This window comes from Sinorhizobium fredii USDA 205 (assembly GCF_001461695.1).
GTDB lineage: Bacteria > Pseudomonadota > Alphaproteobacteria > Rhizobiales > Rhizobiaceae > Sinorhizobium > Sinorhizobium fredii.
This window is the reverse complement of the sequence record NZ_AUTC01000138.1, coordinates 25,893-42,206: the sequence shown is the minus strand read 5'-3', so window position 1 is coordinate 42,206 and position 16,314 is coordinate 25,893. Positions and strand designations below refer to the sequence as shown.

General features: G+C 63.2%; 14 protein-coding genes and 1 pseudogene. 4 read left to right on the top strand and 11 right to left on the bottom strand.

Annotation, left to right across the window (positions count from 1 at the left end):
- The 9 genes and pseudogenes from N181_RS15980 to chvI form a co-directional block, all read right to left on the bottom strand.
- Positions 1-732 carry a nucleotidyltransferase family protein gene (locus N181_RS15980; protein WP_037398157.1) on the bottom strand — a complete coding sequence of 244 codons (732 nt, stop codon included), beginning with the start codon at positions 730-732 and terminating at the stop codon, positions 1-3.
- A gap of 9 nt (positions 733-741) precedes the next feature.
- A complete protein-coding gene (tsaE, locus tag N181_RS15975; RefSeq protein ID WP_037398154.1) occupies positions 742-2,247 on the bottom strand; it encodes a tRNA (adenosine(37)-N6)-threonylcarbamoyltransferase complex ATPase subunit type 1 TsaE in 1,506 nt (501 codons plus the stop codon).
- Between the two features lie 7 nt (positions 2,248-2,254).
- Positions 2,255-4,738, bottom strand: a complete 2,484-nt coding sequence (locus tag N181_RS15970; RefSeq protein ID WP_014330406.1) for a PAS domain-containing sensor histidine kinase — start codon at positions 4,736-4,738, stop codon at positions 2,255-2,257.
- 293 nt (positions 4,739-5,031) lie between these two features.
- The gene (gene ahcY / locus N181_RS15965) at positions 5,032-6,432 is read right to left on the bottom strand and encodes an adenosylhomocysteinase (protein ID WP_014330407.1); all 1,401 of its coding nucleotides are present in this window, start codon (positions 6,430-6,432) and stop codon (positions 5,032-5,034) included.
- A 331-nt stretch (positions 6,433-6,763) separates the two neighbouring features.
- Positions 6,764-7,054, bottom strand: a complete 291-nt coding sequence (locus tag N181_RS15960; protein WP_014330408.1) for an HPr family phosphocarrier protein — start codon at positions 7,052-7,054, stop codon at positions 6,764-6,766.
- The gene (locus tag N181_RS15955; protein ID WP_014330409.1) at positions 7,054-7,455 is read right to left on the bottom strand and encodes a PTS sugar transporter subunit IIA; all 402 of its coding nucleotides are present in this window, start codon (positions 7,453-7,455) and stop codon (positions 7,054-7,056) included. The genes N181_RS15960 and N181_RS15955 overlap by 1 nt, the downstream gene beginning before the upstream one ends.
- A gap of 155 nt (positions 7,456-7,610) precedes the next feature.
- A complete protein-coding gene (locus N181_RS15950) occupies positions 7,611-8,069 on the bottom strand; it encodes an HPr kinase/phosphorylase (protein WP_037398150.1) in 459 nt (152 codons plus the stop codon).
- Positions 8,066-9,798 (bottom strand): annotated as a pseudogene (locus N181_RS15945) (stimulus-sensing domain-containing protein). Before N181_RS15945 ends, N181_RS15950 begins: the two are co-directional and overlap by 4 nt.
- Positions 9,799-10,161: 363 nt before the next feature.
- Entirely contained in the window at positions 10,162-10,887 is a 726-nt protein-coding gene (chvI, locus tag N181_RS15940) for a two-component system response regulator ChvI (protein WP_014330412.1), read from the bottom strand.
- Positions 10,888-11,222: 335 nt separating this feature from the next.
- On the opposite strand from chvI, the gene N181_RS15935 reads away from it, so the two are divergent.
- From N181_RS15935 to N181_RS15920, 4 genes are all read left to right on the top strand, one after another.
- Positions 11,223-12,833 carry a phosphoenolpyruvate carboxykinase gene (locus tag N181_RS15935; RefSeq protein WP_014330413.1) on the top strand — a complete coding sequence of 537 codons (1,611 nt, stop codon included), beginning with the start codon at positions 11,223-11,225 and terminating at the stop codon, positions 12,831-12,833.
- A gap of 214 nt (positions 12,834-13,047) precedes the next feature.
- On the top strand, positions 13,048-13,482 hold the full coding sequence (arfB, locus tag N181_RS15930; RefSeq protein ID WP_014330414.1) for an alternative ribosome rescue aminoacyl-tRNA hydrolase ArfB: 435 nt from the start codon (positions 13,048-13,050) through the stop codon (positions 13,480-13,482).
- A gap of 86 nt (positions 13,483-13,568) precedes the next feature.
- Positions 13,569-14,042 carry a peptidoglycan-binding protein LysM gene (gene lysM / locus N181_RS15925; protein ID WP_014330415.1) on the top strand — a complete coding sequence of 158 codons (474 nt, stop codon included), beginning with the start codon at positions 13,569-13,571 and terminating at the stop codon, positions 14,040-14,042.
- A 122-nt stretch (positions 14,043-14,164) separates the two neighbouring features.
- A complete protein-coding gene (locus tag N181_RS15920; RefSeq protein WP_014330416.1) occupies positions 14,165-14,776 on the top strand; it encodes an alpha-ketoglutarate-dependent dioxygenase AlkB in 612 nt (203 codons plus the stop codon).
- A 211-nt stretch (positions 14,777-14,987) separates the two neighbouring features.
- Here the strand turns inward: N181_RS15920 and coaA are convergent, their stop codons facing one another.
- Together coaA and N181_RS15910 are read right to left on the bottom strand one after the other, a co-directional pair.
- Positions 14,988-15,983 carry a type I pantothenate kinase gene (coaA, locus tag N181_RS15915; protein ID WP_014330417.1) on the bottom strand — a complete coding sequence of 332 codons (996 nt, stop codon included), beginning with the start codon at positions 15,981-15,983 and terminating at the stop codon, positions 14,988-14,990.
- The gene (locus N181_RS15910) at positions 15,980-16,303 is read right to left on the bottom strand and encodes a phosphoribosyl-ATP diphosphatase (protein ID WP_014330418.1); all 324 of its coding nucleotides are present in this window, start codon (positions 16,301-16,303) and stop codon (positions 15,980-15,982) included. Before N181_RS15910 ends, coaA begins: the two co-directional genes overlap by 4 nt.
- Positions 16,304-16,314 lie beyond the last annotated feature (11 nt).

Below are 16,314 nucleotides of genomic sequence, written 5' to 3'. Positions count from 1 at the left end.
CTAGCCTCCCGGCTCGAACCGCCGGACCACAGCTTCCGCCTCGTCGATCGCCTCCGGCGTGCCGACGGTCATCCATTGGCCTTGGAGCATCAGGCCGAACAGCCGTTCCCTGGCGATCGCCCGGTCGAAATAGACGTTGAGATTGAATGCGTCACTGGGCGCATCGGCGAAAAGCCGCGAGTCCATGACGATCGCGCCGGCATAGACGACGGGATCTTCCATGCCTTCTTCATAGCGCGTCAGCCGCCCGCTTCTGGACAGCGAAAAATCCTTCTTGCCGTTGTGACCGGTCGTATCCTCCAGGCGCACGCAGAGCAAAGCCATGTCCATGCGCTCGGGATCGAAGAATTCGGCGAGCCTCTGCAGATTGCATGGTTGCCCAGCCTTCTCGCCGACCCAGAAGAGATCGGCATTCATCACCAGGACTGGGCCGTTCTCGAGCAACTTCAGCCCCTTGGCGAGTCCGCCGCCGGAATTCATCAGCGCATCCCGCTCGTCCGAAATCAGGATGCGCGGCGTTTCGCGCCGGCTGAGATGAGCCTCCATCTGGTCGGCGAAGTGATGGACGTTCACCGCCGCCCTGGTCACGCCGGCCGCCGCGAGCAGGTCCAGGACATAATCGATCATCGGCTTGCCGGCGATCCGGACGAGCGGCTTCGGCAGAGTGTTGGTGATCGGCCGCAGGCGGATGCCCAGTCCAGCTGCGAGCACCATGGCATTGGTGATAGGCATGATTTCCCGTCAGTTTGCTGATTCGCTAGCCAGGATTCCAGCCTTAATGCACCATTCGCGCAAGGGTGTCAGCACTTCATGCGTCAATGCATGCTGCAGATAGGCGAAGGTGCGCGGCATGTGCTGCATATAGCCGGGTTTGCCGTCGCGCTCTTTCAGCCGCACCCAGATGCCGGCGAGCTTGCAGTTGCGTTGCGCCGCCATGATGTGCCAGTCGCGCAGGAACGCGGTCTCGTCGAAGCCGCCGTGCAGCCTGCGTTCCGTCCTATAGGCGCCCAATAGCCTGTCGGCCAAGGCGCCGTCGATCGTCACGCGCGCGTCCTGCACCAGCGCGGCGACGTCGTAAGCCGTCGGCCCGATCATCGCGTCCTGGAAATCGATGATGCCGATGCGGTCGAGGCCAAGGCGATCGGGCCGCCAGAGGATGTTGGGCGAATGGAAATCGCGCAGCAGCAGGTTCTTTTCGGCCAAGCCGAGAATGTCGATCAATTCGTCCCAAATCGCGAAGTAGTCGCTCCGCTCCGTGTCGGAAGCAGGCAGCCCGCGCTTCCACGGCAGGTACCAGTCGATCAGGAGGCTCGTCTCGATCTTGATTGCCGTGCGGTCGAAGTCGGGAATGTGATGGACGATCTCGTCGGCGACCGCGATGTCGCGCTCGGGCAGCGCGGCATGAAGACGGCCCAGTAACCGCGCCGCCTCGAGATAGCGTTCTGCAACAGGCCGGCCTTCGGCGTCGAGAATGCCCTCCGATCCGAGGTCCTCGATGAGCAGCAGGCCCTTGTCGAGGTCACGGGCAAAGATTGCAGGTGCCGCCAAGCCGCGTTGGCGCAATAGCTCGGAAATGGCGACGAAGGGGATGACGTCCTCGGCGATATGGGCGAGCTGCTGGTAGTATTTGCCGTCCTGGAGGATCGGGCCGGGCTTGTGCCTGGCTGCATCCATCAGGATTTTCGCCGGCTCACCGTCGTGAATGCTCTCATAAGCCCGCACCGAGGCGTCGCCGCTCAGGTGCCGCCGGCTTGCGTGCGGATAACCGGCATCCGACAGGAAGGCCCGGATGGCAAGCGAACGGGCGATCCGCTCGAAGGCCGCGTCGGGCCCCGTGATCCGGACGCGGCGTCCCTCGCCCTCATGGGTGAAGCTCAGCGTGATACGCTCGGCCGGCAACGCTTCTTCGGCCTTCTCCGGCCATTCGACGAGACAGATGCCTTCCGACAGGGCCTCGTCGAAGCCGAGCTCGTCGAGCTCCGAAGCGTCGGCGAGACGGTAGAGATCGAAATGCGCGACGGGAATCCGAAGCTCGTAGCTCTGCACCAGGGTGAAGGTGGGGCTCGGCACTTCGAGCCCCTCGTCGTCGGCCATCGCCCGGAGGAACGCGCGCGCGAAGGTCGACTTCCCCGCCCCGAGGTCGCCCGAAAGTCCGGCGCAATCGCCTTTTTTCAAGGCCAGCGCCAGGTCTTCGCCGAACTCGATCGTCGCGGCCTCGTCCTTCAGCAGGCGTTCGAGAGACTTCATCGAGAAACTATTCCGCCGCGATGATCTTCGGCATGTCGGCGGAGGGTATGCGGCAGGTGACTTCGGTGCCTTCGCCTTCCTTGCTGCGGATCGAGACGGTGCCGTGATGCAGGCTGACGAAGCTTTCGACGATCGACAGGCCGAGACCGGCGCCGCCGTGCTGGCCGTAGCTCTCGAAGCGGTTGAACACGGTGTTCAGCACGTCCTGCGGAATGCCCGGTCCGGTATCGGTGACGGAGAAGGCGAAGTCGTTGCCTTCGCGCCGGCATTTGAGGTCGATGATGCTGCCGTCCGGTGCGAAATTGGCGGCATTGGTCAAGAGCTTGATGAAGACCTGCTTCAGCCTCTGCTGGTCCGCAGTGATGCGGCCGAGATTGTCAGGCGCATCGATGCGGAGCGACGCGCCGCTCTCGGTCAGCCTGTCGGCCATCTGCTGCGCCACGTCGTCGAGCAGGTCAAGCAGGGTCACCTCGGACATGTCGAGCTCGACGATGCCGGCATCCACCGTGGCGAGATCGAGAATGTCGTTGACGATCGTCAGCAACAGCGACGATGAGGTGGCGATATGGTCGACATATTCCGCCTGGCGCTCGTTGAGCGCGCCGAAAGCCGGCGTCTTCAGGAGGTCGGCGAAGCCGATGATGTTCGTCAGCGGCGAGCGCAACTCGTAGGAGACGTGATGGACGAAATCGTTCTTCAGCGCATCGGCCTTGCGCAGGGCCTCGTTCTTTTCCGTAAGCGCCCGCTCGACCCGCACGCTGTCGGTGATGTTGACGAAGGTCAGCATGGTCTGGGCGTTGGGCAGTGGAATGACGGCATAATCGAGGATCAGCCCGGTGCGCAGCTCCAGGATGCCGCGGCTCGACGGCCGCTCATCGTCGAAGCTGGTGATGATATGAGCGAAACGCTTCCAGCCGTCCGGCTGGTCGTAGGAGGCGAGACACGCCTGCTCGACGGCACGGATATGCGTGCCCGGCTTGGCTTCTGCCTCGCTGATGCCCCAGATCGCCCTGAAGGCCGGATTGGACAGCCGCATGCGGCCGTCCGGCCCGAACACGGCGACGCCCTCGGCAAGATGGTCGATCGTTTCGCCCTGAACCTGGACTAGCGTGTTGTAGCGGGTTTCGAGATCGACTTTCTCGGTCAGGTTTTCGAAGACCCAGGTCGCGCCGCCCTGCGGCCGCGCAGTCGCAAAGACGCGCAAGGTCTGCCCGTTCGGCAGGTGCCAGAGGTCGGACTGCGTGTCGAGGGCCTGGTAGACCGACAGCGCGTTCGCCTTCCACTGTTTCCAGTTCAGCTGTTCCGGCAGCTTGTTCCCGTCCCGCAGCCGATCGAGCACTTCGCCATTGCCTGGCTTGCGCTCGAGGAATCCCATGTCCAGCTCCCAAAGGCGCTGGAAGGCCTGATTGTAGAATTGCAGGCGCTGATTGCCGTCGAAGATCGCCACGGGCGTCGCCAGGTGGTCGAGCGTTTCGGCGTGGCTCTTCAAGGTGCGCGCCAGTTCCTCGCGCACCGCTTCGATGCCGGAAACGTCGATGGCGATGCCCGCCGAGCCGACGTGCGCGCGGGCGTCGACCACGTCGAAGAAGGTCCGGTTGCCCTTGACGACGGTCGAGAGCTTGTCGCGGAAGGGCGTTTCGAAGGTCGAGACGGCGCGGATCTTTTCGCGCGCCGCTGTGGCCAGCAATTCGCGCCCCTCGGAGGCCGCCGCCGCAGGGCCGCGCGCGTCGACCGCCTCGGCATAGGCCTCATTGACCCATTCGAGCTTGCCGTCGGCGCCGCGCTGCCAGACCGGCAGGTCGATCGCATCGAGAAGGGTGCGGAATGTCGAGAGCGAGGCATGCAGCTGGTCGCGTTCGAGCTTCAGCTCGGCGAGCTCAGCCCGCAGATTGTTGAGCGCGATGAAGCGCACGAAGGCCCGTCCGCCGGACACGCGACCCTGCGCCTCCAGCACCTCGTTGCGCTGCGTTTCGAGCACCAGGTCGAAACTTTGGGCCTGGGCGCGCAAGGCCTCGATCGCCTTCTCGAGCTGGCCCGCCGATTGCGGCTTGATCCACCGCCCGAAGGCAAGAAAATCGCGGTCGTCCTGCGGCGCGCCGGTCTCGAGCGGAAGCTGTCCGAGGAATTCCGGGCGCTCGGCCAGCCCGTCCCAGACGACGATCCGCCGGTTCTTGTCGGCAATCAGTGCCTGGAAGCGGGAAATCCGCTGGTTGGCGTCCGAAAGATCGGCGCGAAGCGCACGATTCTCCGCTTCGATATTGCCGCGCTGGCGGATGAGCCAGATCGCCGAAAGCATGGCTGCGGAGATCACGCCGATCAGCACGGAGAAGGTGACGACCTCGGAGGTGCCGAAGATCGATCTGGCGACGGGAGCGGAAGCCTGGGCGGCCGCATCGGTTGCCGCAAGCAGCGTCGTGCCGGCGAGCAGTCGCCGCACCAGCCGGGAAGCCCTGCGGCCGTCGCCGAAAAAGCTGGTTCGTTCTCTTTTCATGGCGCCGTCCCCGTTGATCCGCAAAGTGCTGCCGACCGCGCGTCGCCATGCCCGAAACCCTCGAGGAGGGTTTGCGTCCGTTCCGATTGCATCCCCGGTCTGTCTCCGTCTCATTGCCGCTTTCCGACAAGACATCCCCGCTCGCAACGCTTTAGGCCCCGCACCGCGTCACGAATCAATGACTTAAACCATACTTCTTTGACGATTCGCCGGAAAGTGCGCGTCCCAAAAAAGCGGCCGCGCTCTCTGTCAAGAACGCGGCCACAAGATGTTGTGGATTGCCCGGATAAGGATTAGTACCGGTAGTGTTCAGCCTTGAACGGGCCCTGCGGCTTGACGCCGATATAGCCGGCCTGCTCTTCCGAGAGCTCGGTCAGCTTGGCGCCGAGCTTGGCGAGGTGCAGGCGGGCGACCTTCTCGTCGAGCTGCTTCGGCAGAATGTAGACCTCATTATGGTAGTTGCCGCCCTTGGTGAAGAGCTCGATCTGCGCCAGCACCTGGTTGGAGAACGAGGCCGACATGACGAAGGACGGGTGCCCCGTGGCGTTGCCGAGGTTCAGGAGGCGACCTTCCGAAAGCAGGATCAGCCGGTTACCCTTCGGGAATTCGATCAGGTCGACCTGCGGCTTGACGTTCGTCCACTTGAGGTTCCGGAGCGCGGAGACCTGGATCTCGTTGTCGAAGTGGCCGATATTGCCGACGATCGCCATGTCCTTCATCTCGCGCATATGCTCGATGCGGATGACGTCCTTATTGCCGGTGGTGGTGATGAAGATGTCGGCGCTCGAGACGACGTCCTCGAGCTGCACCACCTCGTAGCCGTCCATGGCGGCCTGCAGCGCGCAGATCGGATCGATTTCGGTGACCTTGACGCGGGCGCCGGCGCCCTGCAGCGAGGCGGCCGAGCCCTTGCCGACGTCGCCATAGCCGCAGACCACGGCGACCTTGCCGGCCATCATCACGTCGGTACCGCGGCGGATGCCATCGACGAGCGATTCCTTGCAGCCGTACTTATTGTCGAACTTCGACTTGGTGACGCTGTCGTTGACGTTGATCGCCGGGAAGGGCAGCAGGCCCTTGGCCTGGAGCTGGTAGAGGCGGTTGACGCCGGTGGTCGTCTCTTCCGTGACGCCCTTGATGGCGTCGCGCTGCTTGGTGAACCAGCCCGGCGAGGCGGCGAGCCGCTTCTTGATCTGGGCGAAGAGGATTTCTTCTTCCTCCGAGCCGGGATTCTTCAGCACGTTCTCGCCGGCTTCGGCGCGGGCGCCGAGCAGGATGTACATGGTGGCATCGCCGCCATCATCGAGGATCATGTTGGAGAAGCCGCCGTCGGCCCACTGGAAGATCTTGTCGGTATAGGTCCAGTATTCCTCGAGGGTCTCGCCCTTGACGGCGAAGACCGGTACGCCGCTTGCAGCGATCGCCGCTGCGGCATGGTCCTGCGTCGAGAAGATGTTGCAGGACGCCCAGCGGACTTCCGCGCCGAGCGCAACAAGCGTCTCGATGAGGACGGCGGTCTGGATGGTCATGTGCAGCGAGCCGGTGATCCGCGCACCCTTCAGCGGCTTCGATGCGCCGAACTCCTCGCGGCAGGCCATCAGGCCCGGCATTTCCGTTTCGGCGATGGCGATTTCCTTGCGACCGAAATCGGCAAGCCCGATGTCGGCGACAATATAGTCCTGAGTTGCGGTCATGGAGTTCTCCAGGCTGGTTCCTTGGGCGCGCCGCGACGTGTTCCGGCGGCATCATATGCCTCCCGCGCGTAAGTCCGCGGGGGAGAGTGGGCCCGGTCTATCAGGAATCGCCGGTGAGGGCAACCATCATATAAAGAGGTCTTTATATGTTTATATCGGCCGAGATTGGGTCCGGCTTGGCTGCCCTCTCCTCCGGCGTGCCGGCCACCTTTTCCCCGCAAGCGGAGCGAAGGGACGGGCGGCGCGCCCTCAAGTCCCTATCCCCGCCTGCGGGGAGAGAGTTAGGGTGGGGCAGGCCTCCGATGCAAAAGTCGGAGGCCATGCACGACGCTCACATCTCTTCGCCGAACTTGTCGCGCACCAGCGCGTCGAGGGCGTTCAGAGCCTCTTCGGCCTGGTTGCCGCTGGCAGTCACGAAGACCGTGCAGCCGGTGCTGGCTGCCAGCATCATCAATCCCATGATCGATGTTCCGCCGACCGTCATTCCGTCCTTGGATACGGTGATCTCGGCGTCGTAGGCCTCGACCGTCTGGACGAATTTCGCCGAGGCCCGCGCGTGCAGGCCGCGCTTGTTGATGATCAGCAGCTCGCGCGTCAGCGCCGTGTCGGAGAGGTGGTCCATTATTTACCACTCAGGACGCGGCTGGCGACATTGATGTATTTGCGGCCCGCCTCGGAAGCCTCGACGAGGGCCTTGTCCATGTCGCTTTCGCCACGGACACCGGCGAGCTTGATCAGCATCGGCAGGTTGACGCCGGCGATCACTTCGACGATGCCGCTGCGCATCACGGAAATGGCGAGATTGGAGGGCGTGCCGCCGAACATGTCGGTCAGGATGATCACGCCGTTGCCTTCGTCGGCACCTTCGACCGCGTCGAGGATATCCTGACGCCGCTGGTCCATGTCGTCCTCGGGGCCGATGCACACCGTCTCGATAGCTCTTTGCGGACCGACGACATGCTCCAAGGCAAGCCGAAACTCATCCGCCAGCTTGCCATGGGTGACAAGCACAAGTCCGATCATGGGTATCTTTGCTCCAACTGCAGTGCAACTCGTCGATGGTCAGATATCGCAATGCAGCAATTTCGTCCACCTGTTGGGGCGGCCATCTTGGCAAGGAAAAGCCGAAGTGCAAGCCAAAAATGCCGAAAAAGCAGCCGGCCTGCCTCTCATTAAGGCTAAAGGCCTAGATTTTCCGGCAGCAATACCGCGAGTGCATCGACCGGTGAGAAGAGAGTTTCAATCGGAAGACGCAGCATCGGCAGGCTTCGCCCGATCTCCAGCTTCAGTTTCTCCTGCTCCGGGGGCAGGCGCGGATCGAATGGCGCGCGCACCGGCATGATCGCCCAGTCGAGGACACAGGCGGACACGGTTTCGATTTCCGCTATGCCGCTGCCGCGGATCTCGATCAGGCCACGGATGGACGGGGGGCAGCGTGCCACGATCCGCCCGTTTTCGAGCGTCAGGTCGACCCGGTCGTCGGCAACCAGCGCCGCGAAGCGTCCGCGGCGCTTGACTTCGGCAATGCAGGCGAGCGCCAGGGCCGATTTTCCCGATCCGGAAGGGCCGGTGACGAGGAAACCGGTCGTGCCGAGCACCATGGCGGTGCCGTGGATATTGCAGCTTGGCGCGCTCACGCGTGCGGCTCGGCAGGAAGCGAAAGGATGAAGCGGGCACCGGTCACCTCGCCGCCCTTGCCGACGATGTTTTCCGCCTTGAGCGTGCCGCCATGCGCCTCGGCGATCTGGCGCGAAATCGACAGACCGAGACCGGAGTTCTGGCCGAAATCCTCGGCCTCCGGCCGGTCCGTGTAGAAGCGCTCGAAGATCCGGTCGATGTCTTCCGCCTGGATGCCGGGTCCGTTGTCCTCGACATAGACGAGGCAGCGCGACCGCGAACGGGCCAGCCGTAGGATGATCCGGCCGTTCGGCTCCGGTACGAAGGAGCGGGCGTTCTCGATGAGATTGGTGATGATCTGCCCGATACGCAGGTCGTAGCCGCTGACGATGAAGTTCGCCTTCGGATTGTCCTTGCGATCGACGACGAAGTCGAGCAGCACGGGTTTCTTCTTGCCGCGAATCTGCCGGGAGATGTCGATCATATCGCCGAGGAGCTTTTCCATGTCGATCTTCTTGGCGTCGCTGCGCGCCAGTTCGGCATCGAGCCGCGAGGCGTCGGAAATGTCGCTGATCAGCCGGTCGAGGCGCCGGACGTCGTGCTGGATAATGTCGAGAAGCCGCTTTTTCGAGTCTTCCGTGCGTGCCAGCGGCAGGGTTTCGACGGCGCTTCTCAGCGAAGTGAGCGGATTCTTGAGCTCGTGGCTGACGTCGGCGGCAAAGTTCTCGATCGCGGCGATGCGGTCGTAAAGCGCCGTGGTCATCTCCCGGAGCGCCACCGAGAGGTTGCCGATCTCGTCCTGGCGCGACGAGAAATCGGGGATTTCCTCACGCTCCTTGGCGCCGCCGCGACGCACGCGGATGGCGGCGGCCGACAGCCTGCGCAAGGGATTGGCGATCGTCGACGACAGGAGCAGCGACAGAATGACGTTGACCAGCGCCGCCACCCCGAAGACGCGGATGATCGCCAGGCGTTCGGCATGGACGATCTTGTCGATGTCGCCCGCCTGGGTGGAGAGCAGCAGCACGCCGAGCACGGCGCGGAAGCGCTGCACCGGCACTGCCACGGATACGATCAGCTCGCCCCTCTCGGTGACGCGCACCACCGCGCCGCGCACCCCGGTCAGCGCGTTCATCACTTCCGGATAGATCGAACCGTTGCCGCCCGGCGGCTCCTTGTAGAGCGGCAGGTCGCCCGGTTGCAGCAGGCGGTTGAACCAGGTACCGATCTTCTCCGAAACGCTTGACGTCTCCGGATCGACGGGCGGGAGGTCGAAACGCAGCACCTGGCCGCCGCTATAGAGATGGCGCGAGTCGAGCAGCAGGTCGGCGTCGGCATCGAACAGGCGGGCGCGCGTCCGGGTCGGCGAGATCAGCCTTCTGAGGACCGGCGCGACCCCTCCTGGATAATCGGGAATTCCAGATCCTCGTCGCTCGGCAGCGGGGTTATGCTTTCGCCGGCCTGTAGTTCGAGCAGTTTTTGCGGGTCGATGGTGATCGAGTTGGTGTCGACCGACGCCGAAGCGGAGATGGCGCCGGCGATGATCTCCCCCTGCGTCAGCAGGCTTTCCACGCGGGCGTCGATCAGGCCTTCGCGGAACTGGTTCAGATACATGATCCCGCCGACCAGCACGACGAGCGCGACGAGGTTGAAGAAGACGATGCGCCGCGTCAGGCTGGAGAAGACGGCGTTGCCGAACAGCCTGCGGATCAGCGTAAAGGGATGCGCCCATCGGCGCCTTCCACGCAGCGCTGATGGCCGCCCGTCCGAATCTTCGATCTCGCCCTGCAAGACTTCTACCAAGTCTTCCGCTCCCACGACGAAATATTCGCCGCCCTTTCGTTTGCGCATCAGCCCCCCGGGACCGGCCTACCGCTCTTGCGCCCAAGCCATCCTTCAGCGTCGCGCCGCCGATTCCGCGATCGGAGCACCGAAGGGTCGGGCTTGAGGTCAAGCATATTGCGGCGCCTTCGCCGAAGCCCGCGTTATCTGGCGGAATCGATCGCCGCTATCATCATAGACCGCTCACCAGTCGCGAGCTGCGATCCCGTTCGGTGGCCGCGTCGGTTTTCAATGGGCCACAATCGGTGCGAAGGCAAGCCCCGCGTGGCCTCAGGCGGACTCGCGGAAGCGGTAGCCGACGCCATAGAGTGTCTCGATCATATCGAAGTCGCCGTCGACCATCTTGAACTTCTTGCGAAGCCGCTTGATGTGGCTGTCGATCGTCCGGTCGTCGACGTAGACCTGTTCGTCATAGGCCGCATCCATCAGCGCGTCGCGGCTCTTCACGACGCCGGGGCGCTGCGCCAGCGAATGCAGGATGAGGAACTCGGTGACGGTGAGGGTGACCGGTTCGCTCTTCCAGGTGCAGGTGTGACGCTCCTGGTCCATGACCAGCTGCCCGCGCTCCAGCGAACGGGACGGCGTGTCGGCGCTCTTGGCAAGGCCAGTGACGCCGGCCGCGGCCGCATCGCGGGCCGGTGCGCGGCGCAGGATCGCCTTGACGCGCTCGACCAGCAGTCGCTGCGAGAACGGCTTCGTGATGAAATCGTCCGCGCCCATCTTCAGGCCGAAGAGCTCGTCGATCTCCTCGTCCTTGGAGGTCAGGAAGATCACCGGCAGATCGGATTTCTGCCGAAGCCGCCGCAGCAATTCCATGCCGTCCATGCGCGGCATCTTGATATCGAAGATCGCAAGGTGCGGCGGGCGCGCCACCAGGCCCTCGAGCGCGGAGGCGCCATCGGTATAGGTTTCGACCTTGTAGCCCTCGGCTTCCAGCGCGATGGATACCGATGTCAGGATGTTACGGTCGTCATCGACAAGCGCGATGGTCTGCATCGTGTTTCAACTCCGTCTTTATGGGTCCGGCGCCGCGATCCGCTCTTCGAAGCGGCGGCAACCGCAAGTCACGGCTGCGTTACTTGAGTATAAAGGTGGAACAAATTGTGGCGAAGCACAAAAAGCACGTAGCGACCGATGCCGGAGAGGTGGGTCTCAGATGCTCATTTGCAAGGCTGGATTCAACCGATTAAAAAATGCATATTTTTCTTTAAATCGATTAATATACTGATATCATTAGCATTTTAGATTTAGCTCTCTTGTGTTCAGCAGACACTGTCAGTATGTTCCAAGGAAATTCAACGCCATTGGCCAGAGACGAAGGAAGCTTGACCATGGAGCAACTCGGCAACCGCAACCCCTCGAACGGATTGGAAACGATCGGTTTTTCCGACCTCTCGGTCGTTCGCTACAACTTCGAGGCAGCGGAGCTTTATGAGGAAGCCCTTCGCCGCGGCGAGGCCCAGTTGACGGCCCATGGCGCACTTTGCGCCCGCACCGGCCAGCACACCGGCCGCTCGCCCAAGGACAAATACGTCGTGCGTGATGCGGCGACCGCCGATCAGATCTGGTGGGACAACAACAGCGCCATCTCCCCGGAAAACTTCGAGCGCCTCCGCCAGGACATGCTGGCGCATGCCAGGGGCATGTCGCTCTATGTGCAAGACCTCGTCGGCGGTGCCGATCAGGAGAATGCCTTGCCGACCCGTGTCGTCACGGAATTTGCCTGGCACTCGCTGTTCATCCGCAATCTGCTGATCCGTCCGCCGCGCGAGGCGCTGGCGACGTTCCTGCCGAAGCTGACGATCATCGACCTGCCGAGCTTCAAGGCCAATCCGGAGCGCCACGGCTGCCGCAGCGAGACGATCATCGCCTGCGACCTGACCAGGGGCCTCGTCCTGATCGGCGGCACGTCCTATGCCGGCGAGATGAAGAAATCGGTCTTCACCGTGCTCAACTACCTGCTGCCGAACAAGGCCGTCATGCCGATGCACTGCTCGGCAAATGTCGGCCCGGCCGGCGACACCGCCATCTTCTTCGGCCTCTCCGGCACCGGCAAGACGACGCTTTCGGCCGACCCGAAGCGCACGCTGATCGGTGACGACGAGCATGGCTGGAGCGACAAGGGCGTCTTCAATTTCGAAGGCGGCTGCTACGCCAAGGCGATCCGCCTGTCGGAAGCGGCCGAGCCGGAGATCTTCGCGACGACGCGGCGCTTCGGCACCGTCATGGAGAACGTCGTCCTCGACGAGCGGCGCGCCCCCGACTTCGACAACGGCTCGCTCACCGAAAACACCCGTATCGCCTATCCGCTCGACTTCATTCCGAATGCCAGCGAGACCGGTACGGCGCCGCAGCCGCGCACCATCATCATGCTGACGGCCGATGCCTTCGGCGTGCTGCCGCCGATCGCCAAGCTGACGCCGGAACAGGCCATGTACCACTTCCTGTCCGGCTACACCGCCAAGGTCGCCGGCACGGAAAAGGGCGTGACGGAACCGGAAGCGACCTTCTCGACCTGCTTCGGCGCCCCGTTCATGCCGCGTCATCCGTCCGAATACGGCAACCTGCTGAAGGACCTGATCGCCAGCAACGGCGTCACCTGCTGGCTCGTCAACACCGGCTGGACCGGCGGCGCCTACGGCACGGGCAGCCGCATGCCGATCAAGGTCACCCGCGCGCTTCTTTCGGCGGCCCTCGACGGTTCGCTGAACAGCGCCGCCTTCCGCACCGACGCGAATTTCGGCTTCGCCGTGCCGGTCTCGGTGCCGGGCGTCGACGACCGCATCCTCGATCCGCGTTCGACCTGGTCGGACGGTCTTGCCTATGATGCTCAGGCACGGCGGCTGGTCGACATGTTCATCGCCAACTTCGCCAAATTCGAGAGCCATGTCGACGGCAGCGTGCGCGATGCCGCTCCGGCCACCAAACTGGCCGCCGAATAGATTACTGCATGTTTCCTTAAATCGTACCCGATTTAAGGATAAAAACATGCAGCAATTCAAAGTGCTACAGCGACCTTTGTGCGTCTGAAAAGACGCACGGCGCTGTAGGCCATGATTCACGTGAAACCCGGTCCTCGTGGCCGGGTTTTCGCGTTTTGCCTCTAGGTCGTTCTCAACCGTACAACTCTGTGCGATAGAGCGATAAGGAGCGACCATGGCAAGCGAACCGCTTTACATCAACGAAAACATCGTCATCGCCGGCTGGGAGCTGACGGAACAGTTCGTGCTGGCCGGCGGTCCGGGCGGCCAGAACGTCAACAAGGTGTCGACGGCCGTCCAGCTTTTCTTCAACATCCAGGCCTCGCCATCGCTGTCGGATCGCATCAAGGCCAATGCTCTGAAGCTTGCCGGCCGGCGGGCCTCGAAGGACGGCGTGCTGATGATCGAGGCGAGCCGCTTCCGCAGCCAGGACCGCAACCGCGAGGACGCCCGCGAGCGGCTGAAGGAGCTGATCCTCAAGGCGGCCGAACCGCCGCCCCCGCCGCGCAAGAAGACGAAGCCGACGCGCGGTTCGATCGAGCGGCGGCTGAAGGAGAAATCCGGCCGCGGCGAGATCAAGAAGCTGCGCGGCCGACCGGCCGGCGATTGAGCGGCGCTCGAATCGTTCGGTTGCGCCCTTGCCTTTTCGCCGATGCGCCCTCTTTTTCCGGAATATGCTGCGCAAGGGAGGCGACAATGGGTCTGTTCAGCTTCATCAAGAACGCCGGCAAGAAGCTCGGTATCGGCGACGACGCTAGCCCGCCGGATGCGGCGACCGTCGAGAAGGAGCTCGCATCGCATGATCTCGGCACCAAGGACGTCAAGGTCGAGGTCGTTGACGACAAGGTGGTCCTCAAGGGTGTCGTCAAGGACCAGTCGATTTTCGAGAAGGCTGTCGTCGCCGTCGGCAATACGCTCGGCATATCGGCGGTCGAAGCCTCGGATTTGAAGGTGGCCGAGGGCGCCGCAGCGCCAGTTCCGGCGAAAGCGCCGGTATTCTACACGGTGAGGAAGGGCGACAATCTCTGGAAGATCGCCGAGGCGCATTACGGCAAGGGCAAGGGCGCCAAACACACGGTGATCTTCGAGGCGAACAAGCCGATGCTGACCCATCCGGACAAGATCTATCCCGGCCAGGTGCTGCGCATTCCGGACCTCGACGCCGGCTGACCAAAGGCGATTTTCGGGTCGCATTCGGCTCCGGCGAACTCTACATGTCTGTCGCGCCCCGTCGCATTGCAGTTCCGTCTGCGCGAAGGGGCCGGTCGATATTGGCCGATAGGGGTCCGGCAATGCAGGTGCTGCCGAAAGGGATAAGGCATATTCCCGGCTTCCTCGACCGCCCACGTCAGGAGGCGCTTGTCGAGGCCATTCGCGATGTGGTCGCCGCGGCGCCGCTCTACGTTCCGGAAATGCCGAAGACCGGCAAACCCATGTCGGTGCGCATGACGAATTGCGGATCGCTCGGCTGGGTCACCGATCGCGCGCGCGGCTATCGCTATCAGCCGGATCATCCCGTCACCCGCCAGCCGTGGCCGCCGATTCCTGAAATCCTCCTGGACATCTGGCAGACCGTCTCGGCAAGCGACAAGCAGCCCGAGGCCTGCCTCGTCAACTTCTATTCCGCCGACGCCCGCATGGGCTTGCATCAGGATCGGGACGAGCGCGACCTGGAAACGGCCGTCGTGTCGATCTCGCTCGGCGATAGCTGCCTGTTCCGCGTCGGCGGACGGACGCGCGGCGGGCAGACCATGTCGTTCAAGCTCGAAAGCGGCGACGTCGTCGTGCTCGGCGGCGAGGGGCGGCTTGCCTTTCATGGCGTCGATCGCATCTATCCGAACACCTCGACGCTCTTGAAGAACGGCGGCCGCGTCAATCTGACCTTGCGGCGGGTCAATCCGTAGGAGCTTTCGTAAAGACCCCTCCCCAACCCTCCCCACAAGGGGGAGGGAGCTTCAGCGCTCACTGCGACCGCCGTTTCCGACCGTCGTATCGGCGCAAAGGCCGACTTTGGAACGCTGGCAGTGCAGCATCGTAAGTCCCTCCCCCTTGTGGGGAGGGGTTGGGGAGGGGTTCTGTTCTGAAGGGTATTTGCGACGCACCTAAGCCAGTCGCTCAGAGCTTCCTCAGCGCCACCGTCTGGGTCAGGTGGCTCGGCCCCTTCTGCAGGATCAGGTCGGCGCGCGGCCGCGTCGGCTGGATGTTCTGGTGCAAGTTTTTCAGGTTGATGTTGTGCCACAGCCCTTCGGCGATCGCCCGCGCCGCGTCCTCGCTGATCGTCGAATAGCGGTGGAAGAAGGATTGCGGATTCTGGAAGGCCGTCTCCCTCAGCCGCATGAAGCGGCTCACATACCAGTTGTGGATGAGGCTTTCCTCGGCGTCGATATAGATCGAGAAGTCGAAGAAATCCGACACCATAGGCACGATCTTGCCGTCGGCCGGCAGGTCGCGCGACTGCAGGACGTTGATCCCCTCGAAGATCAGGATGTCCGGCCGGTCGATGGTCTGGAACTGGTCGGGGATGACGTCATAGGTCAGGTGCGAATAGGTCGGCGCCTTGACGTTCGGTCGGCCGGCCTTGATCGCCGACAGGAAGCGCAGCAGCGCGCCGATGTCGTAGCTCTCCGGGAAGCCCTTGCGATCCATCATGTTGTCGCGTTGCAGGATCGCATTCGGGTAGAGGAAGCCGTCGGTGGTGATGAGATCGACCTTCGGACTCGACGGCCAGCGCGCCAGCAGTTCGGCGAGGATGCGGGCGGTGGTCGACTTTCCGACGGCGACCGAGCCGGCGATGCCGATGACGTAAGGGGTTTTCGTCTCGTCCGACATGCTGAGGAAGTGTTTGCGCTGCTGGAAGAGGATCTGCGACGCCTCCACATGAGCGGAGAGCAGCCGCGACAGCGATAGATAGATGCGGCGCACCTCGCCGAGATCGACCGGGTCGTTGAGCGAGCGCAGCCGCTTGACCTCCTCGGCCGTCAGCGTGAGCGGCGTGTCGGCGCGAAAGCGCGACCATTCCTGGGCGGAGAAGACGTGATAGGGCGAGAATTCGCCTCCCGTGAGATTTCCGGGAATGTCGGCCGGTTCTATGTCTTTCGCGGCGATGCTCATGAAGTCTGCCGGTTTGCCTTCTCCTGCAGGCCGGACTGGCTCGTCCGCCTGGCCAGTTCGCTCATCACATCTTGCAACGGGACGGCGGCGATATTCAATACGACCATAAGATGATAGAGGAGATCCGCGCTCTCATCGATCAGATTCTGGCGGTCGCCACTGACTGCCGCGATCACTGTTTCGACCGCCTCCTCGCCGAGTTTCTTGGCTGCCTTCGGCTGACCGGCACTGACCAGCTTGGCCGTCCAGGACTCGTCCGGCGCCGCCTTGGCGCGGGTCGCGACAATTTTCTCCAGTTCGGTGAGGGTAAACGCGCTCATCACGAAATCCT